The sequence below is a fragment of the Methanobacterium sp. genome (assembly GCF_016217785.1).
Lineage (GTDB): Archaea > Methanobacteriota > Methanobacteria > Methanobacteriales > Methanobacteriaceae > Methanobacterium.
Map to the genome: position 1 here is coordinate 56,614 of NZ_JACRGA010000019.1, position 25,887 is coordinate 82,500.

General features: G+C 41.0%; 29 protein-coding genes (1 of these 29 only partly in view). 14 read left to right on the plus strand and 15 right to left on the minus strand.

The window, feature by feature from the left end; genetic code table 11:
* Positions 1-107: 107 nt before the first annotated feature.
* A complete protein-coding gene (locus HY987_RS08160) occupies positions 108-329 on the minus strand; it encodes a hypothetical protein (protein WP_292757430.1) in 222 nt (73 codons plus the stop codon).
* 128 nt (positions 330-457) lie between these two features.
* Here HY987_RS08160 and HY987_RS08165 point away from each other — a divergent pair, with 128 nt between their 5' ends.
* From HY987_RS08165 to cofG, 6 genes are all read left to right on the plus strand, one after another.
* Positions 458-940 carry an Lrp/AsnC family transcriptional regulator gene (locus HY987_RS08165; protein ID WP_292757432.1) on the plus strand — a complete coding sequence of 161 codons (483 nt, stop codon included), beginning with the start codon at positions 458-460 and terminating at the stop codon, positions 938-940.
* Between the two features lie 180 nt (positions 941-1,120).
* On the plus strand, positions 1,121-2,149 hold the full coding sequence (locus tag HY987_RS08170) for a histone deacetylase (protein ID WP_292757434.1): 1,029 nt from the start codon (positions 1,121-1,123) through the stop codon (positions 2,147-2,149).
* A gap of 164 nt (positions 2,150-2,313) precedes the next feature.
* Positions 2,314-2,991, plus strand: coding sequence for a DUF2100 domain-containing protein (locus tag HY987_RS08175; protein WP_292757436.1), 678 nt, complete (start codon positions 2,314-2,316; stop codon positions 2,989-2,991).
* A gap of 354 nt (positions 2,992-3,345) precedes the next feature.
* Positions 3,346-4,296: a GTP cyclohydrolase MptA gene (gene mptA / locus HY987_RS08180; protein ID WP_292757438.1), complete on the plus strand. Its 951-nt coding sequence runs from the start codon at positions 3,346-3,348 to the stop codon at positions 4,294-4,296.
* Positions 4,297-4,734: a DUF2120 domain-containing protein gene (locus HY987_RS08185; protein WP_292757440.1), complete on the plus strand. Its 438-nt coding sequence runs from the start codon at positions 4,297-4,299 to the stop codon at positions 4,732-4,734.
* A 133-nt stretch (positions 4,735-4,867) separates the two neighbouring features.
* Positions 4,868-5,932 carry a 7,8-didemethyl-8-hydroxy-5-deazariboflavin synthase CofG gene (gene cofG, locus HY987_RS08190; protein ID WP_292757553.1) on the plus strand — a complete coding sequence of 355 codons (1,065 nt, stop codon included), beginning with the start codon at positions 4,868-4,870 and terminating at the stop codon, positions 5,930-5,932.
* 174 nt (positions 5,933-6,106) lie between these two features.
* Here the strand turns inward: cofG and HY987_RS08195 are convergent, their stop codons facing one another.
* From HY987_RS08195 to HY987_RS08215, 5 genes are all read right to left on the minus strand, one after another.
* Positions 6,107-7,909: a PAS domain S-box protein gene (locus HY987_RS08195; RefSeq protein ID WP_292757442.1), complete on the minus strand. Its 1,803-nt coding sequence runs from the start codon at positions 7,907-7,909 to the stop codon at positions 6,107-6,109.
* A 56-nt stretch (positions 7,910-7,965) separates the two neighbouring features.
* Entirely contained in the window at positions 7,966-8,403 is a 438-nt protein-coding gene (locus HY987_RS08200; protein WP_292757444.1) for a response regulator, read from the minus strand.
* Between the two features lie 184 nt (positions 8,404-8,587).
* The gene (locus HY987_RS08205; protein WP_292757446.1) at positions 8,588-9,385 is read right to left on the minus strand and encodes a response regulator; all 798 of its coding nucleotides are present in this window, start codon (positions 9,383-9,385) and stop codon (positions 8,588-8,590) included.
* Positions 9,386-9,716: 331 nt separating this feature from the next.
* Positions 9,717-10,238: a nitroreductase family protein gene (locus tag HY987_RS08210; RefSeq protein ID WP_292757448.1), complete on the minus strand. Its 522-nt coding sequence runs from the start codon at positions 10,236-10,238 to the stop codon at positions 9,717-9,719.
* A gap of 120 nt (positions 10,239-10,358) precedes the next feature.
* Positions 10,359-11,090, minus strand: coding sequence for a class I SAM-dependent methyltransferase family protein (locus tag HY987_RS08215; RefSeq protein ID WP_292757555.1), 732 nt, complete (start codon positions 11,088-11,090; stop codon positions 10,359-10,361).
* Positions 11,091-11,479: 389 nt separating this feature from the next.
* Between HY987_RS08215 and psmB the strand changes: the two genes are divergently transcribed.
* The 7 genes from psmB to comE all read left to right on the plus strand — a co-directional run bounded on the left by psmB (position 11,480) and on the right by comE (position 18,914).
* Positions 11,480-12,112 carry an archaeal proteasome endopeptidase complex subunit beta gene (psmB, locus tag HY987_RS08220; protein WP_292757450.1) on the plus strand — a complete coding sequence of 211 codons (633 nt, stop codon included), beginning with the start codon at positions 11,480-11,482 and terminating at the stop codon, positions 12,110-12,112.
* 95 nt (positions 12,113-12,207) lie between these two features.
* The gene (locus HY987_RS08225) at positions 12,208-14,112 is read left to right on the plus strand and encodes a beta-CASP ribonuclease aCPSF1 (protein ID WP_292757452.1); all 1,905 of its coding nucleotides are present in this window, start codon (positions 12,208-12,210) and stop codon (positions 14,110-14,112) included.
* Positions 14,113-14,460: 348 nt separating this feature from the next.
* The gene (locus HY987_RS08230; RefSeq protein WP_292757453.1) at positions 14,461-15,441 is read left to right on the plus strand and encodes a hypothetical protein; all 981 of its coding nucleotides are present in this window, start codon (positions 14,461-14,463) and stop codon (positions 15,439-15,441) included.
* Between the two features lie 134 nt (positions 15,442-15,575).
* Positions 15,576-16,601 (plus strand): phosphoribosylformylglycinamidine cyclo-ligase, encoded by a 1,026-nt coding sequence (gene purM / locus HY987_RS08235; protein WP_292757455.1) that lies wholly within the window; start codon positions 15,576-15,578, stop codon positions 16,599-16,601.
* A gap of 94 nt (positions 16,602-16,695) precedes the next feature.
* Positions 16,696-17,721: an L-sulfolactate dehydrogenase gene (comC, locus tag HY987_RS08240; protein ID WP_292757457.1), complete on the plus strand. Its 1,026-nt coding sequence runs from the start codon at positions 16,696-16,698 to the stop codon at positions 17,719-17,721.
* Positions 17,722-17,808: 87 nt separating this feature from the next.
* Entirely contained in the window at positions 17,809-18,300 is a 492-nt protein-coding gene (comD, locus tag HY987_RS08245) for a sulfopyruvate decarboxylase subunit alpha (protein WP_292757459.1), read from the plus strand.
* 56 nt (positions 18,301-18,356) lie between these two features.
* Positions 18,357-18,914, plus strand: coding sequence for a sulfopyruvate decarboxylase subunit beta (gene comE, locus HY987_RS08250; protein ID WP_292757461.1), 558 nt, complete (start codon positions 18,357-18,359; stop codon positions 18,912-18,914).
* A gap of 164 nt (positions 18,915-19,078) precedes the next feature.
* Here comE and HY987_RS08255 read toward each other — a convergent pair whose 3' ends face one another.
* The 3 genes from HY987_RS08255 to HY987_RS08265 form a co-directional block, all read right to left on the minus strand.
* Entirely contained in the window at positions 19,079-19,642 is a 564-nt protein-coding gene (locus HY987_RS08255; protein WP_292757463.1) for a flavin reductase family protein, read from the minus strand.
* Between the two features lie 113 nt (positions 19,643-19,755).
* Complete coding sequence (locus HY987_RS08260) at positions 19,756-20,265, minus strand: nitroreductase family protein (RefSeq protein WP_292757465.1); 510 nt, start codon at positions 20,263-20,265, stop codon at positions 19,756-19,758.
* Positions 20,266-20,356: 91 nt separating this feature from the next.
* The gene (locus HY987_RS08265) at positions 20,357-20,998 is read right to left on the minus strand and encodes an NAD(P)H-dependent oxidoreductase (RefSeq protein WP_292757467.1); all 642 of its coding nucleotides are present in this window, start codon (positions 20,996-20,998) and stop codon (positions 20,357-20,359) included.
* Positions 20,999-21,189: 191 nt separating this feature from the next.
* On the opposite strand from HY987_RS08265, the gene HY987_RS08270 reads away from it, so the two are divergent.
* Entirely contained in the window at positions 21,190-21,639 is a 450-nt protein-coding gene (locus HY987_RS08270; protein ID WP_292757469.1) for a MarR family transcriptional regulator, read from the plus strand.
* 44 nt (positions 21,640-21,683) lie between these two features.
* Here the strand turns inward: HY987_RS08270 and HY987_RS08275 are convergent, their stop codons facing one another.
* The 6 genes from HY987_RS08275 to gatB all read right to left on the minus strand — a co-directional run.
* Entirely contained in the window at positions 21,684-22,838 is a 1,155-nt protein-coding gene (locus tag HY987_RS08275) for an aldo/keto reductase (protein WP_292757471.1), read from the minus strand.
* Between the two features lie 103 nt (positions 22,839-22,941).
* Entirely contained in the window at positions 22,942-23,505 is a 564-nt protein-coding gene (locus HY987_RS08280; RefSeq protein ID WP_292757473.1) for a flavin reductase family protein, read from the minus strand.
* Between the two features lie 163 nt (positions 23,506-23,668).
* Positions 23,669-23,956: a phosphoribosyl-ATP diphosphatase gene (gene hisE, locus HY987_RS08285; RefSeq protein ID WP_292757475.1), complete on the minus strand. Its 288-nt coding sequence runs from the start codon at positions 23,954-23,956 to the stop codon at positions 23,669-23,671.
* On the minus strand, positions 23,953-24,756 hold the full coding sequence (locus HY987_RS08290; RefSeq protein ID WP_292757477.1) for a CBS domain-containing protein: 804 nt from the start codon (positions 24,754-24,756) through the stop codon (positions 23,953-23,955). Before HY987_RS08290 ends, hisE begins: the two co-directional genes overlap by 4 nt.
* The gene (locus HY987_RS08295; protein ID WP_292757479.1) at positions 24,734-25,003 is read right to left on the minus strand and encodes a DUF504 domain-containing protein; all 270 of its coding nucleotides are present in this window, start codon (positions 25,001-25,003) and stop codon (positions 24,734-24,736) included. Before HY987_RS08295 ends, HY987_RS08290 begins: the two co-directional genes overlap by 23 nt.
* Before the next feature lie 97 nt (positions 25,004-25,100).
* Positions 25,101-25,887, minus strand: the 3' portion of a protein-coding gene (gene gatB / locus HY987_RS08300) for an Asp-tRNA(Asn)/Glu-tRNA(Gln) amidotransferase subunit GatB (RefSeq protein WP_292757481.1). It continues 575 nt past the right edge of the window; only the last 787 of its 1,362 coding nucleotides appear in the window; its start codon lies beyond the right edge, outside the window — the gene reads right to left on this strand; its stop codon occupies positions 25,101-25,103.

Here is a 25,887-nt window from a genome sequence, read left to right on the forward strand (position 1 = left end):
AAAAAGATAAAAATATAATAATGGAATGAATAATATAATTTTAGGTAAAGTTACTTAAGATGATTCTGGAGTTATCATGTTCTTAACCAAAAAAGATGATGAGATCTTTATTCCATCGGATACTCGATTCTCAACTTGTAACTTGCTTTATCACTTAAAAGCACAGTTCCCGGTACAAAATAGTCTTCGAATTTCTGAACCTTCTTCACCATGCACGGCTGGAAATCGATCTTCTTGGTGTAGGATCGGCATTCCTCATCATCAATTATTCCCTTCCTCACCAGCTCAATATACCTCATTTTTATGGTTTCTTCATTCAACACAGCCATCTGATCACCTAATAATAACTTGTACAAACTTATATTTAAATTATTTGCACCCATATCTGAAAAATGTATAATTAATCATAGTTAAAATTAAAAAATCATAAACAATGTTTATCTAAGCGGTGAATATGATGAAAGAAAATGATAAAAAAAGTGAACTCGTGGAAATCGATAATGTAGACCGAGAAATCATTAATTTATTCAACAACGACGGGAGAATGTCCTATAGGAAAATAGCAAAACGTCTCGATGTTTCCATTGGTACAGTACATAATCGTATGGAAAAACTCACTAAAAATGGAGTGATCCAGAAGTTCGCACCGGTTATCGACCACAGCAAACTTGGTTACAACCTCACCACCATCATTGGAGTACGGGTAAAGGGAGGAGTACTGGAAAACTGGGAAGATCGCACCGCCTACCATAAAAACGTTCTCTGCATGTATGATGTTACAGGAGAGTTTGATGCCATACTGGTTGCACGATTTAAAGACACCAGTGAACTGGACCAGTTCATAAAGGGTTTGCTCAAGGAACCAGATGTGCAAAGAACCTACACCCAAACAGTACTTAACATTGTAAAAGAAGACCTCAGTTCAAGTAGAATGTTATAAACAGATTTATACATGTAAACAGGATTTTAATGGTTATACCTGAATTTAATCTTATTTAATGGTACTAACCTTGATTATAGGTTCATTCATCAAATTTTATATAAATTGCAGAAATTGAATTAATTGAATTGATATGATTGTTGTATAAATAACCTGAAAAATTCATCTGGAGGTTTTGGTGTGATTTCCCTGGTTAACTCCCCAGAATACGCGCAGCATCAAACTGGATCCCATCCTGAAAATCAGGAAAGACTGGAAGTTATGATGAATCATCTCATAAAAGAGGGTGAGGTGGGAAAATCAGATATCCACCAACCCATCCCAGCCAGTGATGACGATCTTCTGAGGGTGCACACCGCTCATTATTTAAAGCATTTGAAGAATTTCACAGGAAGTGGTGGGGGTTATCTGGACTTTGACACCTTCACTTCCCCTCAAAGCTACGAAATTGCCAAACTAGCAGCAGGTGGAGCAATTACTGCTTCCAAACTGGTTTTTGATCACGTTGATTTTGCTTATTCAATGGCACGACCTCCCGGTCACCATGCCACACCAGACAGTGCCATGGGTTTCTGTTTAATCAACAATCTGGCAGTGGCCCTGGAGTACATGCGGGAAAAGCATGGTCTGCAGAAATTCCTGATACTGGATTTCGACGCCCATTACGGAAATGGAAACGCTGAAATATTCTACCAGGACCCCCATGTCCTCTATATATCCATACACCAGGACCCCCACACTATTTTTCCAGGGAAAGGATTTATAGAAGAAACTGGAAAGGGGAAGGGAAAGGGTTTCAATCTTAACATACCCATGTCTCCGGGTTCTAAAACCTCTGATTATATTTACATACTGGAAAAAATCTTGGCCCCAGTTTTAAGAAAATTCAATGCAGACTTCTATTTCCTGGATGTTGGTTTTGACGGGCACAGAGAAGATCCCCTTTCCAGTCTCCAGTTAGATGATGATTTTTATCCATGGATAGCCTGCTACATGCAGAAGTTGACTCCCAAGATGGTGCTGATCCTGGAGGGTGGTTACAGTAAAGATGCCATGGCCCGCTCCAACCTGAAAATGATAAAAGTATTGAAGGACAAGAGTACCCATGAAGACCAGTGGAGACCACCCGGAAAAATGATGGTGAAAGATGAAACCAAAAGAATATTTAAAACAATTCAAGACACATTTTCACCATATTTCACATTCTGAATCAATTAAATCACCAGAACAACGTAAATTTAAAGTGAATTTTAGATAAAGTGAATTTTAGAAAATAACTATAAAAGGGACTGTGAAAATTTAAGTAAATTTTTAGAATTTTAAAGGGGAATTTTAAACAAATACTTTGAGGTTAAACATTCGAGGAGATTGCAATGGATAAAATCAGGTTCAAACAGGCCCAAACACTTCTAAAAGAAGCGGGCCAATCCAAAAAAAGTACTGAAAAGCTAAAAAAACCCCACGAAGGTACAATTGATTCTGTGGCTTATGCTGAGATTATAAACAATATTATAGAAACCGAAGAATTCATTTATTCCAGCAGACCCAGCCACAAACTACTCCCCGAAGATGCTGAGGAATTTTGCAACAAATTAATTGGTATTAGGAATAAAATTGATGATATTCTGGCAGAATTTGGCGTTTTAGAAAAGGAAAATGTGGAAGAAGAAGTTAAGAGACTTTCAGAAAAATTCGTGGTGCTCACCAGTAAGGGAAACTTCAAAAAGATCTTAACCCGCTGGGGAGTTGAACCCCTTAGGATAGTTGTGGCAGGGGTGCCCTTGGAAGCTGAGGACATGCGCATTCTCAACCCTAAAATTCCTGAAACCGCACTTGAACCCATAAAAAAGAAAATATCCCATGTGAAAAACGATATCAACCGTAAAATGGAGCAGTTTGATGTGGAACAAGTATTAGTAGTGGTTGAAAATGATAAATCTGGAGAAATCCTGGCAAAAAGAGCTGAAGATCTTTACGGGGCCAAAATCATGACCAGGGATAGTTTGAAAGACACAGATATCCTTGAATTCAGAAGAGCCCTGGAAGGGTGATTAATAATCCAATATTCTTCCTCTTTTTAATTATAAAAAAAATTAAATAAAATTAAATTATAATGAAACTGTAATCACTCTCCACTAAACTAAAAAAATCAAAACATAACTCTTTTTATATCCCCTAATTTATAACACAAATAGACCAGTGTAAAATTGTGGTAAAAATTCTCATCAAAAATCTGAAATATCCCATCAGAAACCATTCCCCAGAGAATGTGAGTGATAAAAAAAACCATTTCAGAAGCATTAAAAATATGAAAATGAATTCTTCGAAAAATAAAAAAAACTACCCTTTGCTTTTATGTTTTTTCGTTAAAAAATTTAGATGATTAGAACTCAGGGGTGAAAAAATTGCAACCACCATGTTTACCTGATACCCAGGAAAAGTTACCTACCATCCCCGTGCACCTCACCAGAGTAGGGGTGAAAGGGGTTAAAAAACTTTTAAAGATTGAAAGGGATAGTAAAAGGCCTATTGTTCTTTTACCCACCTTCGATGCCTTTGTGGATCTGCCCAGCACTCAGAGAGGCATCCACATGTCACGCAACCCAGAAGCCATAAGTCATGTCCTTGAAGAAGCTGTAGAGGGCAGTGCAGTCGAAATAGAGTCATTATGTGCTGAGATAGTGAGTTTGTTGCTTGAAAAGCACAAATACGCCAAGCGGGCTGAGGTCAGTATGAAGAGTGACTTCATGATCATGAAGAAGTCGCCGGTGACCCAACACAAAACCCAGGAAATGGTGAATATAATGGCTGATGCCATTGGCTACCGTACCAAGGAAGGAGTGGTTATCAGGAAAATGATCGGAGCAGAAGTGGTGGGGATGACTGTATGTCCCTGTGCCCAGGAAACAGTGAAAGAAAGTTCCAAACAGAAGCTCCTGGAATTTTTAGATGAGGAAACCACAGCGAAAGTTCTGGAAACAGTTTCATTCGCATCCCACAATCAGAGGGGTCGGGGAAGTATCATGATCGAGGTACCCGCCCAGCAGATAATCAGGGGCGAAGACATTATCAGGATAATCGAGGACTCAATGAGTTCATCAGTGTGTGAACTATTGAAAAGACCCGATGAACACGCTGTAGTGGTTCACGCCCACCAGAACCCCATGTTCGTGGAAGACTGCGTGCGGAATATGGTGCAGAAGATAGTGAAAGAATTCTCCCACCTCCCCGATGACACCCTCATCACGGTTCAACAGGTTAACGAAGAGAGTATCCACCGTCACAATGCATTCGCAGAAAAAGTAGCCACTATGGGTGAACTCAAGGCAGAAATAACAAATGGTGGAGGAAACTAATTGAAAACACGTAAAATTGCCGGACAAATCATGGGCCAGTTAGAGGCATTTGAAGGCTCCAAAGCAGCCATGGACACCACGGAATTACTGATAGTCAGAGGAAAATCACGCCAGAAGATCCAACCCGAAGAACTGGGCCCCACCATCTCCCAGATACTAAATGATATGGGAGCTAAAAAACTGGATATGTTCTCTGATGAAACCGCAGACATCATCTCCATAATAGACGAACAAATCCGTTCACAGGTGCAAATCCAGGGAGAAACCGATATATACGGAATATATCGTCTTAAAGAATCATTTGAAAACATGAACTGCAACGCAGATTATGGTATGGGCCTGATTGATGATATCGCTATCTTCATAGTCCTGTGGAAGGACAAAAGTGGAGTAGGGCCCCTGTTTGTGGAACTGGTGATTTCTGCCTTGGAAGGATAAGACCCATTTCCTAATTAAAAAATCTCTATTAAAATTTTTAAGTAATTATCTTAAATTAAAAAAATGTAAGATAATAGATGAATCCAGAGATTAAGGGATGAATCCCATAATAGATAACAAAAAAAAGATGAAAATGTTATCCAAAGACCAGCTGATTTCTCTACTGGAAGTGCAGGGTGATGGTATTTTGCATCTGATGATGCAGGCCAATTCACTCCGCCAAACAAAGAGAATAACCTATTCTAAAAACGTTTTTTTACCCTTAACCAATATCTGTCGCAACGACTGTGGATACTGCACCTTCCGCCGGGATCCGGAAGACCCAGACGCCACCCTAATCATGCCACCCCACGAGGTCATGAAGACCATCCACCAAGCAGATGATTACGGTTGTAGGGAAGCTCTTTTCACCTTTGGAGAACAGGCGGATACCACAATCCAGGTCCATGATGCTCTGGAGAAGCTGGGATTTGAGGGGATGCTGGAATACCTATATCACCTATGTGAGAGGACGCTTAATGAAACCAGCCTACTACCTCACAGTAACCCGGGTGTACTCCAAAAAAATGAGCTTAAAATATTGCGAGAGGTGAACGCATCCATGGGGCTGATGCTGGAAACTGTCAGCAGCAGGTTGATGGAGAGCCCAGCCCACCAGAAGAGTCCGGGTAAAGATCCCAAATTAAGAATTAAAACCATTGAAAACGCCGGGAAACTGAAAATACCATTTACAACTGGACTTTTAATTGGTATTGGTGAGACTGTGGAGGAGAGAGTAGATTCTCTCCTGGAGATCAGGAGGATTCAGGATAAATATGGTCATATTCAGGAGATCATTATCCAGAATTTCAAACCCAAACCAGGGATTGAAATGGAATTCCACAGTGAACCTTCACTCCTGGATATGATTCGAATGGTTGCAGTTACCAGTTTGCTCTTCCCAGATTGTGGTGTGCAAGTCCCTCCCAATCTTAACCGGGATACTACCCAAATGTTTCTCCTGGCAGGGGCAGATGACTGGGGTGGTGTTTCACCACTGACCAAGGATTATGTGAACCCGGAAGCACCCTGGCCCGAGTTAAATGAACTCGTGGAATTAACCCGGGAACTTGGATTCCAATTAGAAGAAAGACTGCCGGTGTATCCAAAATACCTTACAAAAGAATTCTTAAGCCCTCGTGTCAAGGAAAAAATATAAAAACCTGATTATTTGATGGTTAACCTATAGACAGATACTCAACTAGACTAGCCAGAGATTAAATAACTGAGAATAGCTACCCAAAGGATAAGATACCTAAGGGTAAGATACCTAAGGGTAAGATACCTAGAGATCGGTTAACTAAAAATGAGTTAAGATATATTTTATTTTATTTTAATCCTCACTGAAAAACAGCTTAAAAATGACGCCTTCATCCGTTTCTATTTCTAGAGAACCTTTTAACTGCATAGTTAAGGTTTGAACAATTAAAAGTCCCAAAGAGTTAGTGTTTTCAAGATCAAAATTATCAGGAAGCCCCACCCCATTATCAGCCACTTCCAGAAAGTATCCTTCGGGTGCTGTGGAAAGATTTATTTCGATCATCCCTTCCTTTTCAGGGGGAAAAGCATGTTTAAAACAGTTCGATACCAGTTCATTAACGATGAGACCCATTGAAATGGCGGTGTCGATTTCCAGGAAAACAGTATCACAGTTTAAACAAACATCAACATAATCCCTTTTCTCCTTATGGAAAATTAAAAGCATATCCACCAGACTCATCAGGTACTCTCCAAAGTCAATATGGGCCAGATCCTCAGATTGGTACAGTTTCTCATGGATTAAGGCCATGGAACGAATACGGTTTTTACTTTCATGGAACATCTTCAGTGTTTCTGGTTCTTGAGTATACTCTGACTGCAAACTCATCAGGCTGGAGATGATCTGCAGGTTATTTTTAACCCTGTGATGAATTTCCCTCAACAGAACTTCTTTTTCCTCCAAAGATGCTTTGATCTGCTTTTCAGCCATGATCATGTCACTGATGTCTGCAAATGTAGCCATGACTCCATGAATGTTGTTATCAACATTTAAAAGAGGTGCGGTGGCCATCATTGTGTAAATCAATTCACCATCATTTCTAGCACATTCCAGTTCAATATCAGACTTAAATTCACCTGAAAGAACATTGGACATGATATTTTCGTATTTTATTTCTTTATTTTCATTCAAAAAAGGCAAAGGTTTTCCCAGCACTTCCATCTTCTTCCAACCGAAAATACTTTCTGCTGCCGGGTTCCAAAGTGATTTCACCCGCCCATCTGGATATAAATCAACAATGGCAAAGGGAGATGCATTTATTATAGCTTCCAAATAGGTATTCAAATCATGTAAGTGTTTTTGACTCTCAATTAAAGCTGTTTCTGCTTTTTTACGCTTAGTTATGTTTCTTCCAATTATTTGAATGGCAAATATTTTTCCTTCTATTATAATAGGGGCGTGATGCACCTCAATATACTCAAATCCATTTTCAAGTTCTATTTTTACTTCCACGGGCTCGATTTGATTGCTTGTTAAAAAATTGAAGATCGAATCTTCATCAATGGAGTTATTTAGGAAAGTTCCGACAAGTTCATTCACATCTTTTCCCAAAAGATCATCCCTGGAAAATCCCATGACTTCTTCCACTTGGTGATTTATATCCAGTACTCTACCATCAGGATCTAAAATCACCACATAATCTGGGGATAATTCAAAAAGTGCCCTGTATTTATTCTCATTTCTTGCCAGTCTTTCTTCTGCCTCTTTCTTATTACGATATTCCCCTGCCTCTTTAAGAGCTCTTTTTACGGAATGCCCTAACTTAGAAAGGTTATATTTTAGAACATAATCTGTAGCTCCTTTTTTAAGCATTTCAACCGCGAATTCTTCCCCCATCTGCCCGCTTACAAAAATAAAGGGGGTGTCTGGTGAAATATCCTGGGCAATGTACATGGCAGAGATCCCATCAAAGTGAGGTAGGGAATGATCAGCCAGTATTATGTCTGGTTGAAATTCGGTTATTTCTCTCCGGTATTCTTCTTCCTCTTCAACACAGTGCGAAACAAAGTTAATACCATCTCTTTTAAGCTCGGCTTCCATTAACTCCAGATCTAATGGAACATCTTCTAGAATTAAAATGCGGATATTATCTCCCATATACTATCCCCCCATCCATAGTTCACCCCATACTTATCCCCCTAGTAACTATTTCATCAGGGTGGTTTATTTATCAACATCCAGTACAGTCCAAGGGTTGAAACTGCATCTATGAACTCATCGAATTCCACTGGTTTACTCACGTAACTATTGACCCCTAACTTGTAACTTTCCACCACATCCTTATCCTGCTGTGAAGAGGTTAAAACCACCACTGGTATCTTCCGGGTTTGTTCATTGGCCTTTATTCTCTTTAAAACCTCCAGACCGTCCACCTTAGGCATGCGCAGATCAAGTAGTATCAAACGGGGCAGGTCTTCCGGATCCCTATCTTGAAACTGACCTTGAGCATGAATAAAGTCAAGGGCTTCCGCCCCATCTTTAACCCAAACCAAGCGGTTTGCTAAATTTTTCCGCTTTAAAGCCCTCATGGTCAGTTCAGCATCAGTGGGATTATCTTCCACCAGAAGAATTTCCAGTTCATCTAAATTCATATTTAAGAGCCTCCATTTTCCTCTGATCTATTAGGTATGTGAAACCATTGAAAATTTTTAAATAAAGAGTTTCCTAAAAATAGGGAAACCAAAAAGCATTAATTACGGTAAATTTTAGCATTACCACGATGCATAGGAGTCACCAAACCCCATTATTTCCATTTCAACCCCCAATATTCAGTTATTATCCTGAATCAGGCCCTATCTTTAATTTGTCTTGCTGATGTTCTTGGAAATTATTTTCAGTGCATTCCCTTGAAATCCCCATAACCGCATATATTTCACCCTTATCATTTCTTAGGGCTTTCAACCGGGTGTCCAACCATAATTCACAGCTTGGAAATATAAAGGGATTTTTAACCCGCATTGAATTTCCAGTGCAGAATACATTCTGCAGTGCCTTTATCTGCATGTCAAAAACCTGTTTTGAGAAAATATTTTGTACTGGTTTGCCAATAATTTCTTCTTTACGGAGTTTCAGATGTTTTAGTGAAGATTCATTAACGTAATCCACCATTAGATCCTTATTTATGATGAAAATCATGTCCGGAGCACTTTCAGCAAGAACTCGGTAGTGTGCTTCACTTTTTTTCAAGCTTAACCTGGATTGGTGGCCATAAAAAGCCATTTCAATGGCGAACTTCAGCTCATTTTCGTCAAAGGGTTTAATCAGGTAGGCCTGGGGTTGGGTGATCTTGGCACCCTGGAAAGTTTCAGAATTGCAGTAGGCAGTCAGATAAATAATGGGGATTTCCTTATTTTCCATAATAACTTTAGCAGCATCTATCCCATTCATACAACCCTTGAGTAGGATATCCATTAAAATAAGGTCTGGTTCCAGTTCCAATGCTTTTTTAACTGCATCTTCCCCGGAGGAAACTATACCTACCACCTCATAACCCCATAAAACCAGTTTTTTCTGGAGTTCCATTCCAGTGAGGGCTTCATCCTCCACCACCAAAATCTTGGACTGTTGTGACATATCTGCTCCCATATAATCAATATTAAAAGAATACTATTTTTTATGTTATAAATATTATCTTTTTGGAATTTTAATGACTAAATTAACACTAATACATCTCCCAATTTCTCTAAAACCTTCAAATTATCCTACAACAGCTTGGCCAGTTGTAGCTAAATGAATTGGCTTCATCAAATGACTATGTAAGATTAACCCCTATAATTAAGGATTAACCCCTTATACTGAAAAGCAAATAACAATATTGTTTAATAGTATCAATATATAGATTACCCTATTTATAATTTAAGACCCAGTTGATGACATTGACTGAATTTAGAAATATGGCAGGACACTAATATTTTTCAAAGTGTAAAAAATCATCTACATCCCTCCGGGGAGGGGGATATGGTTTTTCGTCGGGATAACCCATGGGGACGAGTGCCACTGGCCGCACATAAGACGGGGTTTTTAGTAAGTCCCTTACTTCTTGTTCATCAAAGGCCCCCACCCAGCAGGTCCCAATACCAAGTGCATGGGCCATTAGAAGCATATTTTCTACAGCACAAGAAACATCCTGTATGGAGTAAAGTTCCACACCCCGGTTACCATAAATAGCACCAGAAACACGCTGATTAACACATGGAACCATTACAACAGGCGCTTTAGCTATGAAATCACGCATATATGCGGCTTCAGAGAGTTTTTGCCTGCTTTGAGGATTTTTAACCAGAATCAATTCCCAGCTCTGCAGGTTCCCTGCTGAAGGTGCCCAGACACCGGCTTGAATAATCTTCAAAATTAAAGATTCATCAATATCTTCTTTTTTAAATAGTCTGATACTTCTTCTTTGACTTATGGTCTCGAAAATTTCCATATTTATCACCCCTAATTCCCCGATACTAACTTTAGGTAATCAATAGATTTTGCATGTGCCATAATCCTTAGTTAATTGTTATTTTTACCACCAACCATCAAATACAAGTCATCTATAATTTCAATTTTTATAGATCTTTGCATCAACCACCATATGGTAAACCCCGGGAGAATATGGTTTTATAATCCTCTGGTTCAATATATCAACATCAAAATCATTTGCAGCTTTCCTAAGGCGATCTGCAGGCCTTATATACTTTAATTTATCCGGAACAGACTCATGGTAATGAATGATCCCTTCATTCTTGATTACTTCCATGGCAACGTCAAGATACTCATCAGTATTTCCAATATATCCCATTAGAACCCGATCTGCAATATTTCGTGGCGCCACATCCCTGCAATTTCCTAGAATAGGCTCAACCACATCCTGAACATGATTAAGCTCTATATTTTCCGAGAGGTAACCATGGGCAACCGGGTTTATCTCCACAGCATAGATTTTCAGAGGATTGGCATGCACTGCCATAGGTATGGTGAAATAACCAATTCCTGCGAATAAATCAACCACAGTCTCCCCCGGCCTGACTAACAGACCCATCCTCTTTCTTTCAGTGGTATTTCCCTTGGACCACATTATCCGGGCAACATCCAGTTTGTACTGACAATGGTTTTCCCGGTGAACCGTTTCTGTGCCCTCACCCAAGACGACCTCCACATCTGGCTCCCGCTGAATCCCCTTTATCCTACCCAGACGTACCACCCGATTTACCCCGGGAATATTCAGAAGTTCCTGAGGATTATCCACATGATTTTTCAAAACCAGAATGTCACCTATGACCTTACCTTTCATGATCATATATGGAACTCCAGAAGCCTATAAAACTAATGGGAGGGCAACCCATCAAAACTAGTAGTTCCCTCTAATTAAATCAAAGAGGGCTGCCAAAACATTACATCCACAGTAGATGTCAATAGAACATCAGTATAATCGATTCAAGCCGGATGCAGGAACAGGCATCTCCTGATTGATGATAAAAAGTGAATTTTCCCGGTGATAACTTATAATATATAAAAAATAAGGGAAAACACTTATATAGGCCGGGCATGAAAAAGAAGGACAGAAAAGCTGGTAATTAGATTGAATTTAACCAGCAAAATTAAGCAATATTTATATACCATGAATCTTAAAGTAGCACATAGAAAGCTATTTTTATCTTATGTTTTTTTGAGGTGTATTCTATGAATGATGAAAATCGACTTAAAGGCACTACAACTGTTGGTTTAACCTGTAAAGACGGAGTTGTTTTTGCTACCGAAACGAGAGCTACCATGGGCAACCTCATAGCCCACAAAGTAGCCGACAAGATCTTCAAAATAGATGATCACATTGGAACCACTATTGCAGGTGCAGTTTCCGATGCCCAGAGCCTGATGAAGTACATCAGAGCAGAAGTGGCACTTTTCAGACTCCGAAATGGTAAACGAATCAACGTAGAAGCCGCAGCCACCCTCACCTCTAACATCTTACACTCATCAAGAGGTTATCCATTCTACGTCCAGACACTTCTGGGAGGAGTGGATGATAAAGGCCCTGCTCTTTATTCCCTGGATCCCACTGGAGGAGTTATTAAGGATCTCATGATATCCACTGGGTCTGGTTCACCAGTAGCCTACGGTGTCCTGGAAGATCGTTACAGTAAAGATCTCTATGTGGAAGAAGGTGTAGACGTGGCCATCCGGGCCATTAAATCCGCAATGGAGAGGGATGCTTTTTCAGGCAATTCAATCCTGGTGGCTACCATTACCGAGGAAGAAGGATTTAAGAAATTATCCGAGGAAGAGGTTAACCAAAAAATAAAGGAACTTAACTAATTTTTTATTAATAGCATAACTTTAAAAACAATATAACTTTAAAAAGAGCCCCTATTTGGGCTCAAACTATTTTCTATTTTTCTAGAAGTGATTTTATGGGTTCAGAGATTCAAGAAATTAAAAATACAATAGTACAAAGATTACCCAGCCGAGTTCAAGTGGCAAAAGTGGAATTTGAAGGTCCGGAAGTGGTGATTTACACCAAAAATCCGGAAATAATCACCGAAAATGGTGATCTTATTCGGGACCTGGCCAAGGACATTCGAAAACGGATCATCATTCGTTCTCACAAATCAGTGCTCACCGAGCCAGAGGAGTCCATCAACCGCATCCACAGCATAGTCCCTGACGAGGCCAAGATCACCAATATCTCCTTCGACGATGTTACCTGTGAGGTCATAATCGAAGCCAGGAAACCGGGACTTGTAATCGGGAAATACGGAGCTACGTCCAGAGAAATTGTTAAACAAATTGGATGGGCCCCTAAAATATTACGTACACCACCTATTTCTTCGGAAATAATTCAAAGGATCAGGCGGACACTTAGAAAGAACAGTAAAGAACGTAAGAAGATCCTTCAAGAGTTGGGAAATCGTATACACCGTCCATTGTCCACGGATAATGAATGGGTTCGTTTAACAGCTCTGGGAGGTTTTCGTGAAGTGGGACGTTCATCATTATTCATGCAAACCTCAAACAGTAAAATACTCCTGGATTGTGGAGTTAACGTTGCAGGAACAGATGATAAAAGCTCATACCCCTACCTGAATGTTCCGGAATTCGTCCTGGATGATCTGGATGCAGTGATCATATCACACGCCCACTTGGATCACTCAGGATTCCTACCCTACCTTTACCATTATGGCTACGAGGGTCCGGTGTACTGTACCACACCCACCAGGGACTTAATGACCCTCCTACAGCTGGATCATATTGACATCGCCCACAGAGAAGATAGTCCTCTGCCATTTAACGTGAAACACGTTAAACAGAGTATTAAACACACCATAACCTTGGATTACGGGGAAGTTACTGATATAGCCCCTGACATCCGTCTTACATTGCACAATGCCGGTCACATTCTGGGCTCGGCCATCACCCACATGCACATTGGAGACGGCCAGCACAACTTCGTCTACACCGGAGATTTCAAGTATGAACGCAGCAGACTCCTGGAACCGGCAGTATCCAAGTTCCCACGAATAGAATCATTGGTAATGGAAAGCACCTACGGTGGACATGAAGATGTGCAGCCCACCCGGAACGATGCCGAGAAGGAACTCATAAAAACCATTTACCATACCCTGGAAAGAAAGGGTAAAATACTGATCCCTGTTTTCGCTGTGGGAAGGGCACAGGAATTAATGATTGTCCTGGATGAGTACATACGCCACGGCATCATTGATGAAGTACCAATCTACATTGATGGTATGATCTGGGAGGCCACTGCCATCCACACCGCCCGACCAGAGTACCTCAGCAAAGATCTCCGGGACCAAATATTCCACATGGGCCGCAACCCATTCATTTCCGATGTTTTCCACAAAGTTAACGGAATAGAGGAACGTAAAGATATTGTAGAAGGCGAACCATCCATCATACTCTCCACTTCAGGTATGTTAACCGGTGGAAACTCCGTGGAATACTTCAAATGGTTATGTGAAGACGAACGAAGCTCACTGGTTTTTGTAGGATACCAGGCAGAAGGTTCACTGGGACGCAGACTGCAGAAAGGTTGGAAAGAAATACCCCTCAAAGAAGAAGGTAAAACCAATGTTTACCATGTCAAGATGGGTATTAAAACCATTGAAGGGTTCAGTGGACACTCTGACCGCAGGCAGCTCATGGACTACGTGCGCCGCATAAGTCCCAAACCAGAGAAGATCTTAATCTGCCACGGGGATAACTACAAAACCCTGGATCTGGCCAGCAGCATCTACCGGAGTTATAAAATAGAGACAAAAACTCCTATGAACCTCGAAACTGTGCGGATTCAATAATCATCCCCACACCCTCTTTTATTTTATAATTTATTTGATTTCTAAATATATTTTCAAAAAATTCTAAATACTTATTTTTAAATAACCACTATTTTTAAAATCATTATTCGTAACTTAAAAGTAAATAAAACAATTCCCCCATTTATTTTTCATTTTCCATGTTTACTTAAAACCTAAATTGAAATTGGAATGAGTATAACCACCCCCACAATATTACCGTAATGTTTAATTATCATAATCACCCATATAATTAGCTGTAATAGGGTGAAATTAGATGTTATAAACTGCTATAAGCTGAGTTAAAAAATGCCTGATCTCTATCAGGGGGTGAGGTGATATGGGGCCGAGGTGATTTATGAACAAAATTCCCTAAAAAAGGGTTTTGAACATCCACTTGGTACAGAATGGCAAATATATCAGGAAAATTTATTAAAAAACGGGCCAAAAACACACCGTGACTTGGAAAATAATTTAGAAATAGCCATTGCCCACACCAACAAACGCCAGTTAAAGATGGGGTTAGAGATTATTTTACTCCTCTTATCGCATTCCCAAAAGGATGTTAGAGCTTTCAGCTTAGGTAAATTGTACCCATTAATTACTGAAGAATCACTACGTGAACTTATTATTAAAGATTTGAAGGATATGCGTGATGATCCGCAATTGAATGTCAGCGCAGCGGCACAGGAATCATTAGACTGCATATCTGGCATAGTTCATAATTTAGTGTTGGCAGATATAATTTCAGAAGTTTTTGATGAGGTTTCTGTTGATCTGGAGAAATATGGCCTAACCAATGCCATACACTCCCAATCACCATTTTCATCCCATAATATTGAAGGGCAAAATTCATTTTTTAATTCAAAAAACAAATATATTGTTGCTTTTATACGACGTTACCGACAATTAAATGTCCTTTTGGACAGAATACTTTTTTCAAACCAATTAGAAGAACTATTCCCTGAACTGACAGGTATGGAAGAGTTTTCTATAGGAAACGTCTTAGAGGAAGGAATTATTCCCTATTCAGATATATCCAATTTCCAGTGGAAACCTGCTGATTCTTTGGAAAGATTAGCAAATATTTATGCTCACACTTTCATGGAAGAAGGACATTTACACCGATTAAAAACATATCTGGACGATGATGATTACCATGTTCGACAAATAGGGGTTAATGCCCTGATAGAAGTGGTGACCTTCCTTTTAAATTGTCCCGCTAAAAAATCCAAAGAAAATGTACGCTCAGAGAACCAGCATCGGAAAATTAATCTCCCATCATTGGCCAAATTATCCATTATACAGTTTTTATCATTTAAAAGGTCATAAGAAGGGTATATGACAACAATTTGTGGTTAATTTTTGCTCGAGAGAATCTAAAAAGTTTTATTAATGTTTAATCAAATAACGTTATACAATACTCACGAATTTATATTTTATTTTAAATCATCTTGGTGATCAAATTGGTAACTTATTCAGAATCAGGGGTAGACATTGACCTGGAAGAGGTCACAGTCTCTGCCCTCACTAAAAAACTAAAAGAAACACTTCAATATCAGGATATTATAACCGAAAGCGGTCACTTCGCCGCCCTGGTCCGCCTGGGTAACCAAGGTCTGGCCATGAGCACCGATGGAGTGGGAAGCAAGATCCTGGTGGCGGAACTCATGGAAAAATACGATACTGTAGGTATTGACTGTGTGGCCATGGTAGTTAACGACCTTATCTGTGTGGGAGCCCGTCCCCTGGCCATGGTAGACTACCTGGCAGTTGAAAAACCAGACCCAGAAGCTGCAGGTCAAATCGCAGACGGGCTTGCTGAAGGATGCCGTCAGGCCAACGTGGCCATGATTGGAGGAGAAACCGCATCATTGCCCGAGATAGTGCGGAACTTTGACTTGGCTGCCACTGGCATTGGACTGGTGGACCTGGATGGAGTTGTTGCCGGTGCAAAAATACAGGACGGCGATGTTATTCTGGGTATCCGAAGCAGCGGAATTCACAGTAACGGACTGAGCCTGGCACGTCGTGTGTTCTTTGAAGAAGCAGGTCTAAAGGTGGATGACCCCCTCCCCACTGATGTAAACATCACTGTGGGGGAAGCACTACTGGAACCAACCTGTATCTATGTAACTGCAATTATGGACCTCCTGGAAAATGTAGAAGTCCATGGTCTGGCCCATATAACTGGAGGAGGATTCACCAACCTCAAAAGACTTAAAAAAGGAGTAAGTTACCGTATTGATGACCTCCCATCACCCCAACCATTATTCAAGTTCATAGCATCCCAGGGAGTGGAAGTTGAGGAGATGTACCGGGTTTTCAATATGGGTATTGGATTTACAGTCATTTTACCATCTGAAAATGCATCACAGGCCCTGGAGATCATAGGAAAACATCACCCGGTGCAGATCATTGGAACAGTTGCTGAAGACCCTGAGGAGAAAGTTGAAGTTAAAACCTTCCAGGGAGGATGGATAAAGCTTTAAATTGCTAAATAGTGATTAAATACTTTTATTGCGAATTTTATGTTTACAAGATTAAATTAGATTATTTGAACTAACTTTAGGAAGGTGATATCATATGAAAATTACTCCAGAACAGGAATTATCCTTGATTATTGATATTCTAACTCATTTGGATGTGCCATCAGAAGAGGCATCCATAATTGCTGAAGTAACCCTGGACGCGGACCTCAAGGGTTTCACATCCCACGGGATTGGCAGGTTCCCCCAGTACATTAAAGGACTGGAAGTTGGCACCATCAAACCCCAAACCGAAATAACTGTGGAGAAGGAAAGCGCAGCCACTGCCCTGGTAAATGGTAATCATGGATTTGGACATGTTGTAACCTACAAGAGTATGGAAATGGCCATCCAGAAAGCTAAAGATGCAGGGATAGGTATGGTGGGTATTCACAACTCCAACCACTTTGGAGTGGCAGGTTATTACTCGGACATGGCCTTGATGGAGGATTTAATAGGTATCGTAATTGCCAACACTGAACCCGCTGTGGCCCCCATTGGAGGTAAAGAACCCATACTGGGAACCAACCCCCTGGCCATAGGCATGCCCTCAGGTAGTCACTACGTCTCAGTGGACATGGCAACCTCAGCATCAGCCCGGGGAAAACTCCTGGAAGCCAAACGTAGGGGAGAAACCATACCCCCCAATGTGGCCCTGGACGCTGATGGAGTCCCAACCACGGATCCTGCAGAAGCACTTAAGGGATCCATACTACCATTCGGAGCCCATAAAGGATACGCCCTGTCATTCATGATTGAAATAATGGCTGGACCCCTGGTAAATGCATCCTATGGTAAATCAGTTACTGGAACAGCTAATCCAGAAGTTGCCTGCACCAAAGGAGACCTTATTACAGCCATAGACCCATCTAAGTTTGTGGATATGGATGATTTCAAGAAAGATGTTGATGAATTCGTGGCTGAGATTAAAACCACACCCAACGTGATGATACCCGGAGATTTCGAAGTCATGAATGTGAAACGCCACCAGGAAGAAGGAATACCCCTGGATGAAACTCTTCTGAATCAATTACGAGAAATAGCCGCAAATCTGGATGTGGATGTGGCAGATATACTGGGATAATAAGTATTCCTTATTGATGAAAAATAGTAAGGAATAAATTGATGAAAAAGAGTAAGGAATAAGAAATGGTATCGAGGGAAATATTTCATGGACAGCAGCCAGGCAGTTTTTGATGGGCTGAAAAAAGCCGGAATCGATTTTGTGGTCAGTGTGCCCTGTGTGAATCTGGGTAAACTCATGGAAATGGTGGACTGTGACCCAGAGATTATCCACATTCCAGTTACACGGGAAGAAGAAGGATTCGGTATAGCAGCCGGAGCTTATATGGGTGGTAAGAAACCAGCCATCCTAATGCAGAACTCCGGACTGGGAAACTCAGTGAATGTCCTGGCCTCACTTTTTAAACTTTACCAGTTTCCCATACTCATGATCATAAGTCATCGTGGTACTGAGGGAGAGTTCATGGGTGCTCAAGTCCCCATGGGAGAAGCAACCACCGGAATACTGGATACCCTGGAAATCGCCTACATAAATCCCAAAACACCTGCAGATGCCCTTAAACTCATACCCGAGTCCTGGCTACTGGCAGAACTAGCTGGATCACCACTGGGAATACTGCTGGAGATCGGTTTCTGGTAGGAGCGATAATGAATATAATTGAATATAATTTGAAATTGAATGAGGAGATTAAAAAAATGGAAAGAATAAAGGCCCTGGAACAGATTACCAGTCAGCTGGATGAGGAACTGGTTATCTGCAATATCGGATTCCCCTCCAGGGAACTTTACCATGTGAAAGATTCCCCGAAACATTTTTACATGATGGGATCAATGGGAATGGCCTCCTCCATCGGCTTGGGAACGGCCATGGCCCAGGAGAGGAAAGTGATTGTTTTTGATGGTGATGGATCCCTACTGATGAATTTGGGCAGCCTGGTTACCATCTTCAACCAGTCACCCCCGAATCTGGTACTGGTAGTACTGGACAATGAATGTTACGGCAGCACTGGAAATCAGTGCACCTACTCAGCCACCACCGACCTTAAAAAGGTGGCAGAAGGGGTAGGATTTAAAAACACCATCCTTTACAAAGAATCTGAAGACAAAATTGATTTTTCCCCGGTTTTAGAACTGGAAGGACCTGTTTTTGTCCATCTGAAAGTACAGGCCGGAAATGCAAACGTCCCAGTAATTCCATTAGAACCTGAGGAAATTAAAGAACGTTTTATGAGGGAAGTGCAGGGTATTAAGTAAGTAAATAAAAAAAATATATTTAATCTTATCTAATTGGGTTAATTTATTACCCAATATGGTTAATTTTTATCTAATAGGCCTAATTTATTATCTAATAGGGAAAGGTATCTATTGAGAAGATACCTTATCGAGAAAGATTATTCTATTTAAAATGGTTTATAGGTTCACTTGATCTGTCTTCCCACAGAAAAGGCCTTCCCCACCCTTTTACCAACACCATAATAGGATAGATTATCTGGGCTGTAAATGAGTGGTTTGATTTTTTCAATTAATGATCCATCCTCAATTAATGGTTCATCCACTTTTACATCTTTTATTTCCCCTATAAACTGGGTGTGCAGTCCAATTTTCACAGATTGCAGTAATTCACATTCCAGAACGAAGGGAAACTCCCCCACGTAAGGTGCATTCACCACTTCACTCTTTACCGGGGTGAGTCCAGTGGCCTGGAATTTATCCACATCCTTTCCAGATGCTATTCCAAAGTAATCAGCTTCTTTTACGTGATCTTCTGAAGGGATACTGATAGTGAAGGCTTTACTGTCCAAAATGCTTTGATAAGTGTGGGTTGATTCTCTTAAAGAGATGGCTATACAAGGAGGGACAGAACAGCAGATCCCACCCCATGCTGCAGTCATAACGTTGGGTTTTCCTTCCGAATCATAGGTACCCACCACAAATACAGGGGTGGGGTAAGTTACAGTTTTAGCTCCTATGGATTTTTTCATGGTTATAGTCTCCCTAATTTTTTTTAATCAAACCTTTTTAATCAAACCTTAATTCTAATTTTAATTCTAATTTTAACCAGTATTCCATTTTTTAAATTAATTCGAGTTTTTATTCACCAGTGCCCATAACGCACCAGTTCAACCAGTTCTTTTCTGCCCATTCCCCTTGGTTGGGCAGCAGGATAGCCCAGAGGAGTGAATAAAAGTGGTTCCACATCATCAGGTACTTTAAGAACTTCCCTGGCTGCATCAACATCAAAAGCTGCTATCCAGCAGGTTCCCAGGCCCAGTTCTGTGGCGGCCAGTATAAGATGGTCCATGGCAATGGCTGTATCCACCTCCACGTAATTACGACCATCCCGACGTGTCCATGACTCTGATTTAACAGCACAGGCACATATAACCAGAGGCGCCTCAGTAAACCAGTCCACAGGGTAAATACGTTTCAACTCATCTTCTCTGCCTTTAGTTTCAACTACAATGAAGCGGAATGGCTGTTTATTCACTGCAGTGGGTGCCTGGCGTGCTGCATCCAGTACTTTTTCCAGTTTTTCTTCTTCCACTTCCTTCAACTGGTAACCACGTACACTGTATCGCTTTTCGATTAAATCCTTAAATTCCATCTACAAAATCCCCTGATCCTTTTTTTAATCCATATTAAGATCAATTATCCATTAATTAAAATTTTAACCCATGATAACTTCTAATCCCTTATTAAATATTCTTAATAAGCTCCTGGAACCTATCCAGTTCTGCCTCACGTTCTACCTCGGACATGTCTCCTGGTCCGAAAATTGCGAAGTAGGGGAGGGCTTCCATACCCACGAATTCAAACAAGACATGGTTGAAGTAGTTTATCAGGACTTCAATCTCACCGTGTGGTCCTTCATCAGTGTAGAGTTCGCGGGGTGCTCCGGTGGTGAAAGATAACATTGCTTTCTTGCCTTTTAATGGTCCATTGCCGTATAATTTCATCTCTGCCAGGTTGAATGCGAATCCATTGTAGAAAACCCGGTCCACCCATCCCTTCAGGATGGCAGGGAAGTTACTCCACCAGATGGGAAACTGGAATATGATTACATCCGCCCAGAGAACTTTGTCCATTTCTTCCTTAATGTCCAGGGGTATGGCACCTTCTTTTACTGCATTGAGCTGTTCCATTATGGGGTTGAAGAGTTCCGTGTTCATCCTCTCGGGGAAGTCCTCTTCATCCAGGACTGCCTTCCAGTTCATGGCGTAAAGATCGGATACTTGCACCAGGTGTCCTTCATCAGTTAAGGTGTCTAATGCCAGTTCTTTCAAGGTCCCGTTCAGGGATTCACGTTCAGGGTGTGCGTATATTATCAACACGTTCATTTTCTTACCCTCCATTAGTAATTGTCCCATGGATTTTTCCATAAAAATTCTCTACTTATTATTATTTACTTAATCTAACTTCTATTTACCCAAAACTATTAGTTGTATGTACAAGCAATAATATATAAAGTTTACCTAAAAATCTTAATAAAAAAAGATGAACATACGGTACTTAGAGGTGTGTCCTGATCATGAAAGAAATGAATGAAAAAAAACAGTGCCCTATTATGTGCAGTTGCCTTTACTTCACCAGTAATAAACTTAACCGCATTCTTAACAAAATGGCAGAGGAAGAATTTATAAAAACTGGTCTTTCACCATCACACGCTCTGACTCTTATGAATATCAATCGCCAGGCCGGCCTTTCCCAGAAAGAGCTTTCAGAAATAATGAATATCAAACCATCCACCACCACCCGTTTTATTGACAAACTGGAAGGGAGTGGGCTGGTTGAAAGAAAATTAGAGGGTAAATTATCCTATCTTTATCCCACCAGCAAGGGAATTGATCTCCAGACAGAGATTGATAAATGTTGGGAAGGTTTGAACAAACGTTACTCTGAAATTTTGGGTCATGAAGAAGGAATTAAACTGACTAAAGCCATTGATAAAGCAGCAACTGAACTGGAAAAAAATATTTAATAAGATAAAGAGCACATTTGGTTAAAGTAAGGTTTAACCGGAATTTAACTTCCCATTTTCTTTTCAACTTTACGTAGTTCTTCCCGTATATTAATATGCTGGGAGCATAATTCTTCACACAATCCACATTCCAGACAGTTACCTGCTCTTTGTGTGTCCTTTAGCATGAAATAGTACTGATTTTTCACCTCAGAATAGTCTTCCAGCATTTCTGCCTGGTTCAAATAACTGAAACACTGGGGTATGTTTATCCCACTGGGGCAGGGCATGCAATAACCACACCTACTGCATTCCACACTGATTTCACCCTGATAAACCTGTTTAACCTCTTCCATTATCTTCAGTTCCTCTGATGTGAGGGAATGAGGTAACCCATCAGCTGCAGTTTCCAGGTTCTCCTTCAACTGCCCCCTGGTGTTCATACCACTTAAAACCACATTTATCTCCGGAATATCCCACAAATAACGTAACGCCCATTCAGCAGGTGTTCTCCTTAAGGGAGCATCATCCCATATAGCCTGCACCTCCTGTGGCACGTAATCAGCTAGAACACCGCCTTTAAGGGGTTCCATAATAACCACCCCTAACCCTTTCCCGGCGGCATATTGCAGGCCCTCTGAACCAGCCTGGATATTCTCATCCAGATAGTTGTACTGTATCTGGCACATATCCCACTGATAGGAGTCCACCACTTCCTTCACGAAGCTGGTTTCATCATGAGTGGAGAAACCAGTGTACTTTATACGTCCATCAGAAACTGCTTCGTCTAAAAATTCCAGAACACCCAGATCTTCCAGTTGGAACCATTGTTTCTCCTTCAGGGAGTGCAAGAGATAAAAATCTATGCAATCCGTCTTCAAGCGCTGGAGCTGTTCATCTAAGAATCGGCCCATGTCTCCGGCTTCTTCCAGGAGCCATGTGGGTAGTTTGGTGGCCAGGAAAACTTCATCATGCCTACTGCTTTCATCAAGGTATTCACCCAGGAAGACTTCACTGGCCCCTCCCTGGGCTGTGCCCAGCCCATGGTAAGGATAGGCTGTATCCAGGTAGTTTATCCCCCTGTCCAGGGCATGATCCAGTAACTTTGATGATTTTTCAAAGTCAATTTGATCATAACTACCCTTAATTGGCAGTCTCATACATCCAAAACCCAGTATGGAAACTTTTTCACCAGTTTTGCCCATTTCACGGTACAACATGATATATCCCTCAACTTAAACTAACCAGAATTAGAAATTAACGGTTAAATTACTAATTAAAAATTACTAATTGACTATTAAAAAAAAATTTATTAACCTGATCTTATTTTCTTAACCCTCGCCCAATATCCCAGGCTTTCCCCACCTTTTCTTTCACAGTCCAGTAGTTATTGTCAGGCATGGTTAGAAGTAATGGTTTTAGTTTGCTCATGTCGGGTTTTCCACGGGTTAGAATCTTTTCATCAGCATAAGAAGCGATTATTTCTCCTATAAATAGATTATGGGTTGGCATTTCATAAACATCAACCAGTTTGCATTCAAGAGAGAGTGGGCACTCTTTTATTAGTGGTACGTCTTCCATTTCACCGTATTCAATTGTGAAAAGCTGGGATTTATCTTCTTTTCGTCCAGATACCAGCCCACAATAATCAACTTTCCCAATCATGTCTTCTGTAGGATAGTTAATGCTGAATGTCTTGTTTTCCTTTAAAAGCTGATTAGTGAGATGGGCTTTATTTACACTTGCAACAAGAAGAGGCGGATTTCCATTAACCCTGCTTAACCACCCCAATGCCATGAAATTAGCTGTTTCCCCATGTTTAGTGCCCAGAAGGGTCACAGGCATTGGATATACAAAGATGTTCTTACCTATATTTGTTTTTTCCATTAACATCACCTACACATTCATGTAATGATTTGTATGTACAACTAATAATATAATAGGTGGGGGAAGTTGTACCATCCATAGATGCCCCATTAACGGAATTTACCCATTCATATCCCCAAATGAAACTACTTATAAAATATTAAAATAAGAACATAACCCCCCTTTAGCCCCTTCTTCTCTCAAATTCCTGATACACATCATCCAGGTCCACTCCTTTATAAACCAGGAGCAGGAGAGTGTGAAATATAAGGTCTGCAGATTCATAGACCAGGTTTTCATTATTTTTAGAGGCGATGATAACCTCGGCGGTCTCTTCACCTATCTTTTCCAGGATCTTATCTTCTGCTTTTTTATCATCATCCTGCATGATACGGGAAGTGTAAGAGTTAATGGGATGGTCCCTTCTATCTTCCAGGACCTGGTAGACTTCTCTGATGATTTTATCATTCATTTTTTAATCTCCTTATCATCCTTCCTCAATGGGCCGGTTATGGCTATGAGGGGGTGCTGGGCATCATCAATGATCTCTATATCATCTAAGGAGAAAATACCTTCTTTATCTGCGGTTTTCTCCATTCCCATCTTTATATCCTGATCAAGTTTTATAACGTAGGAATCTATTTCCTTGTATCCCAGTTTACGGGAAGCCACAGTTCGATGATGACCGTCCACCAGGACGAAACGGTTACCTGTTTTAACCACAATGGTTGGCTCTGCCAGTCCCCTTCTAAGTTCATAAGTACGCCCCTGGAGTTCATCAGCGTAGACCCGGTTTTGAGTGGGCCTTAAACGGTCAATGGGCACCTTTTCATGAACCAGTTTGGTTTTTATGTTGTAAAGCTCTTCCAATGTCTGTTTAAAGTAGTTCACCTTCATAGGGGTGGAACGCTCTATATGGGAGCGTACAATATCAGTATTGGTTATGATGCCCACCAGGGCCCCATCTTCACTGATAACTGGCATTCGGGAGATTCCCATACGGAACAGGACCCGGGCTGCGTCATTGAGGGACATGGACTGGTCTGCCACCACCACATCTGTGGACATAATATCCTTAACCTCATGTACCCATGGTTTCAGGAGGAGGTCAAAGGCAGTTACCATTCCAATAACTTCACCATTGGTTTTAACCGGAAATCCATCGTGCCCGGTCTGTTTCATGAGCTGAATAACCTCAGCGTTGGGTGTTTCCGGGGTGACAGTTATAACCTCCCGGGTCATGTAATCTTTAACCAAAGTGGATGTGGTCATCTGAACCTCCCTTTTTAGGACTTTTCTTCCAGATTAGTCTGTTATCACATTCTATTTTAACTATACGATGATAGGGAACCATAGCTCCGTCAACCATGATCATAAATCCTCCTTCTAAAGTTTGAATGTCTGTGGCTGGGATGGTTTTAAGGTTACCCGCACTCCCCCGATGTAAATAGGTAACCCTACAATTTTCTATGTTCATCTCCGGGTGCCATCTTAACATGTCCAGGATTCGCTTGGCCATTTAATCGGTCTAAACCTCAAAGTTGAATTACTAAAATAATTTACTGAAATTGGATAATTTTCCAAACTAAAACACTATATTTATCAGTTTGCTGGTTTTATTCCCGTAATTTAAGTTCTTCTACAACCATCTGGTTGGTCTTTCCAGGGTCAGCCTTTCCCCGGGTTAGGCGCATTATCTGACCCACCAGGAAGTTCAGGGCCTTGGACTTACCTTCAAAGTAGTCAGAAACAGCTTCAGGGTTCTCTTCTATGGCCTGTTTCACTGCCAAGAGTACGGTGTCATCTTCCACCACTCCCACCAGTCCCATTTCCGCGGCAATGACTCCGGGCATTTTAGGGTTGTTTGGTAGTTGTTCAATGATCCTCTGACCAGCCTTGGTGGTGATCTTCTTATCCTGCAACATCCGCAGTAACTCCACCAGCTGGGCAGTGGTTATTTCACTTTCCCGGTAGTTGAGTTTGTTGTAGTAGAGAACTCGCTTGAGTTCATCCCTCATCCACAGTGCTGCGAACTGGGGATCTACTTCTTTAGCTACCTCCTCAAAGGCATCGGCCAGTTCCAGTTCCGAGGTTATGACCTGGGCATGGTCCTTTTTGATACCATACTCAGCTACAAACCGTTCGGTTTTTATATGGGCTGGTTCTGGCATTTCTTCCCGGATGGCCTCCACCCTTTCTTCCTCGGCAATCATTGGTGGCAGGTCTGGGTCGGGTATGTAACGGTAGTCCTCTGCCTCTTCCTTAAGACGCATGGGCACGGTGATCATCTGTGACTCCATAAAGGCACGGGTTTCCTGTTTAATCTCAATGCCCCTTTTTATGAGGTTTTTCTGCCGTACCATTTCAAACTGTAATGCCTTGTAGGCACCTTTGATGGAGTTC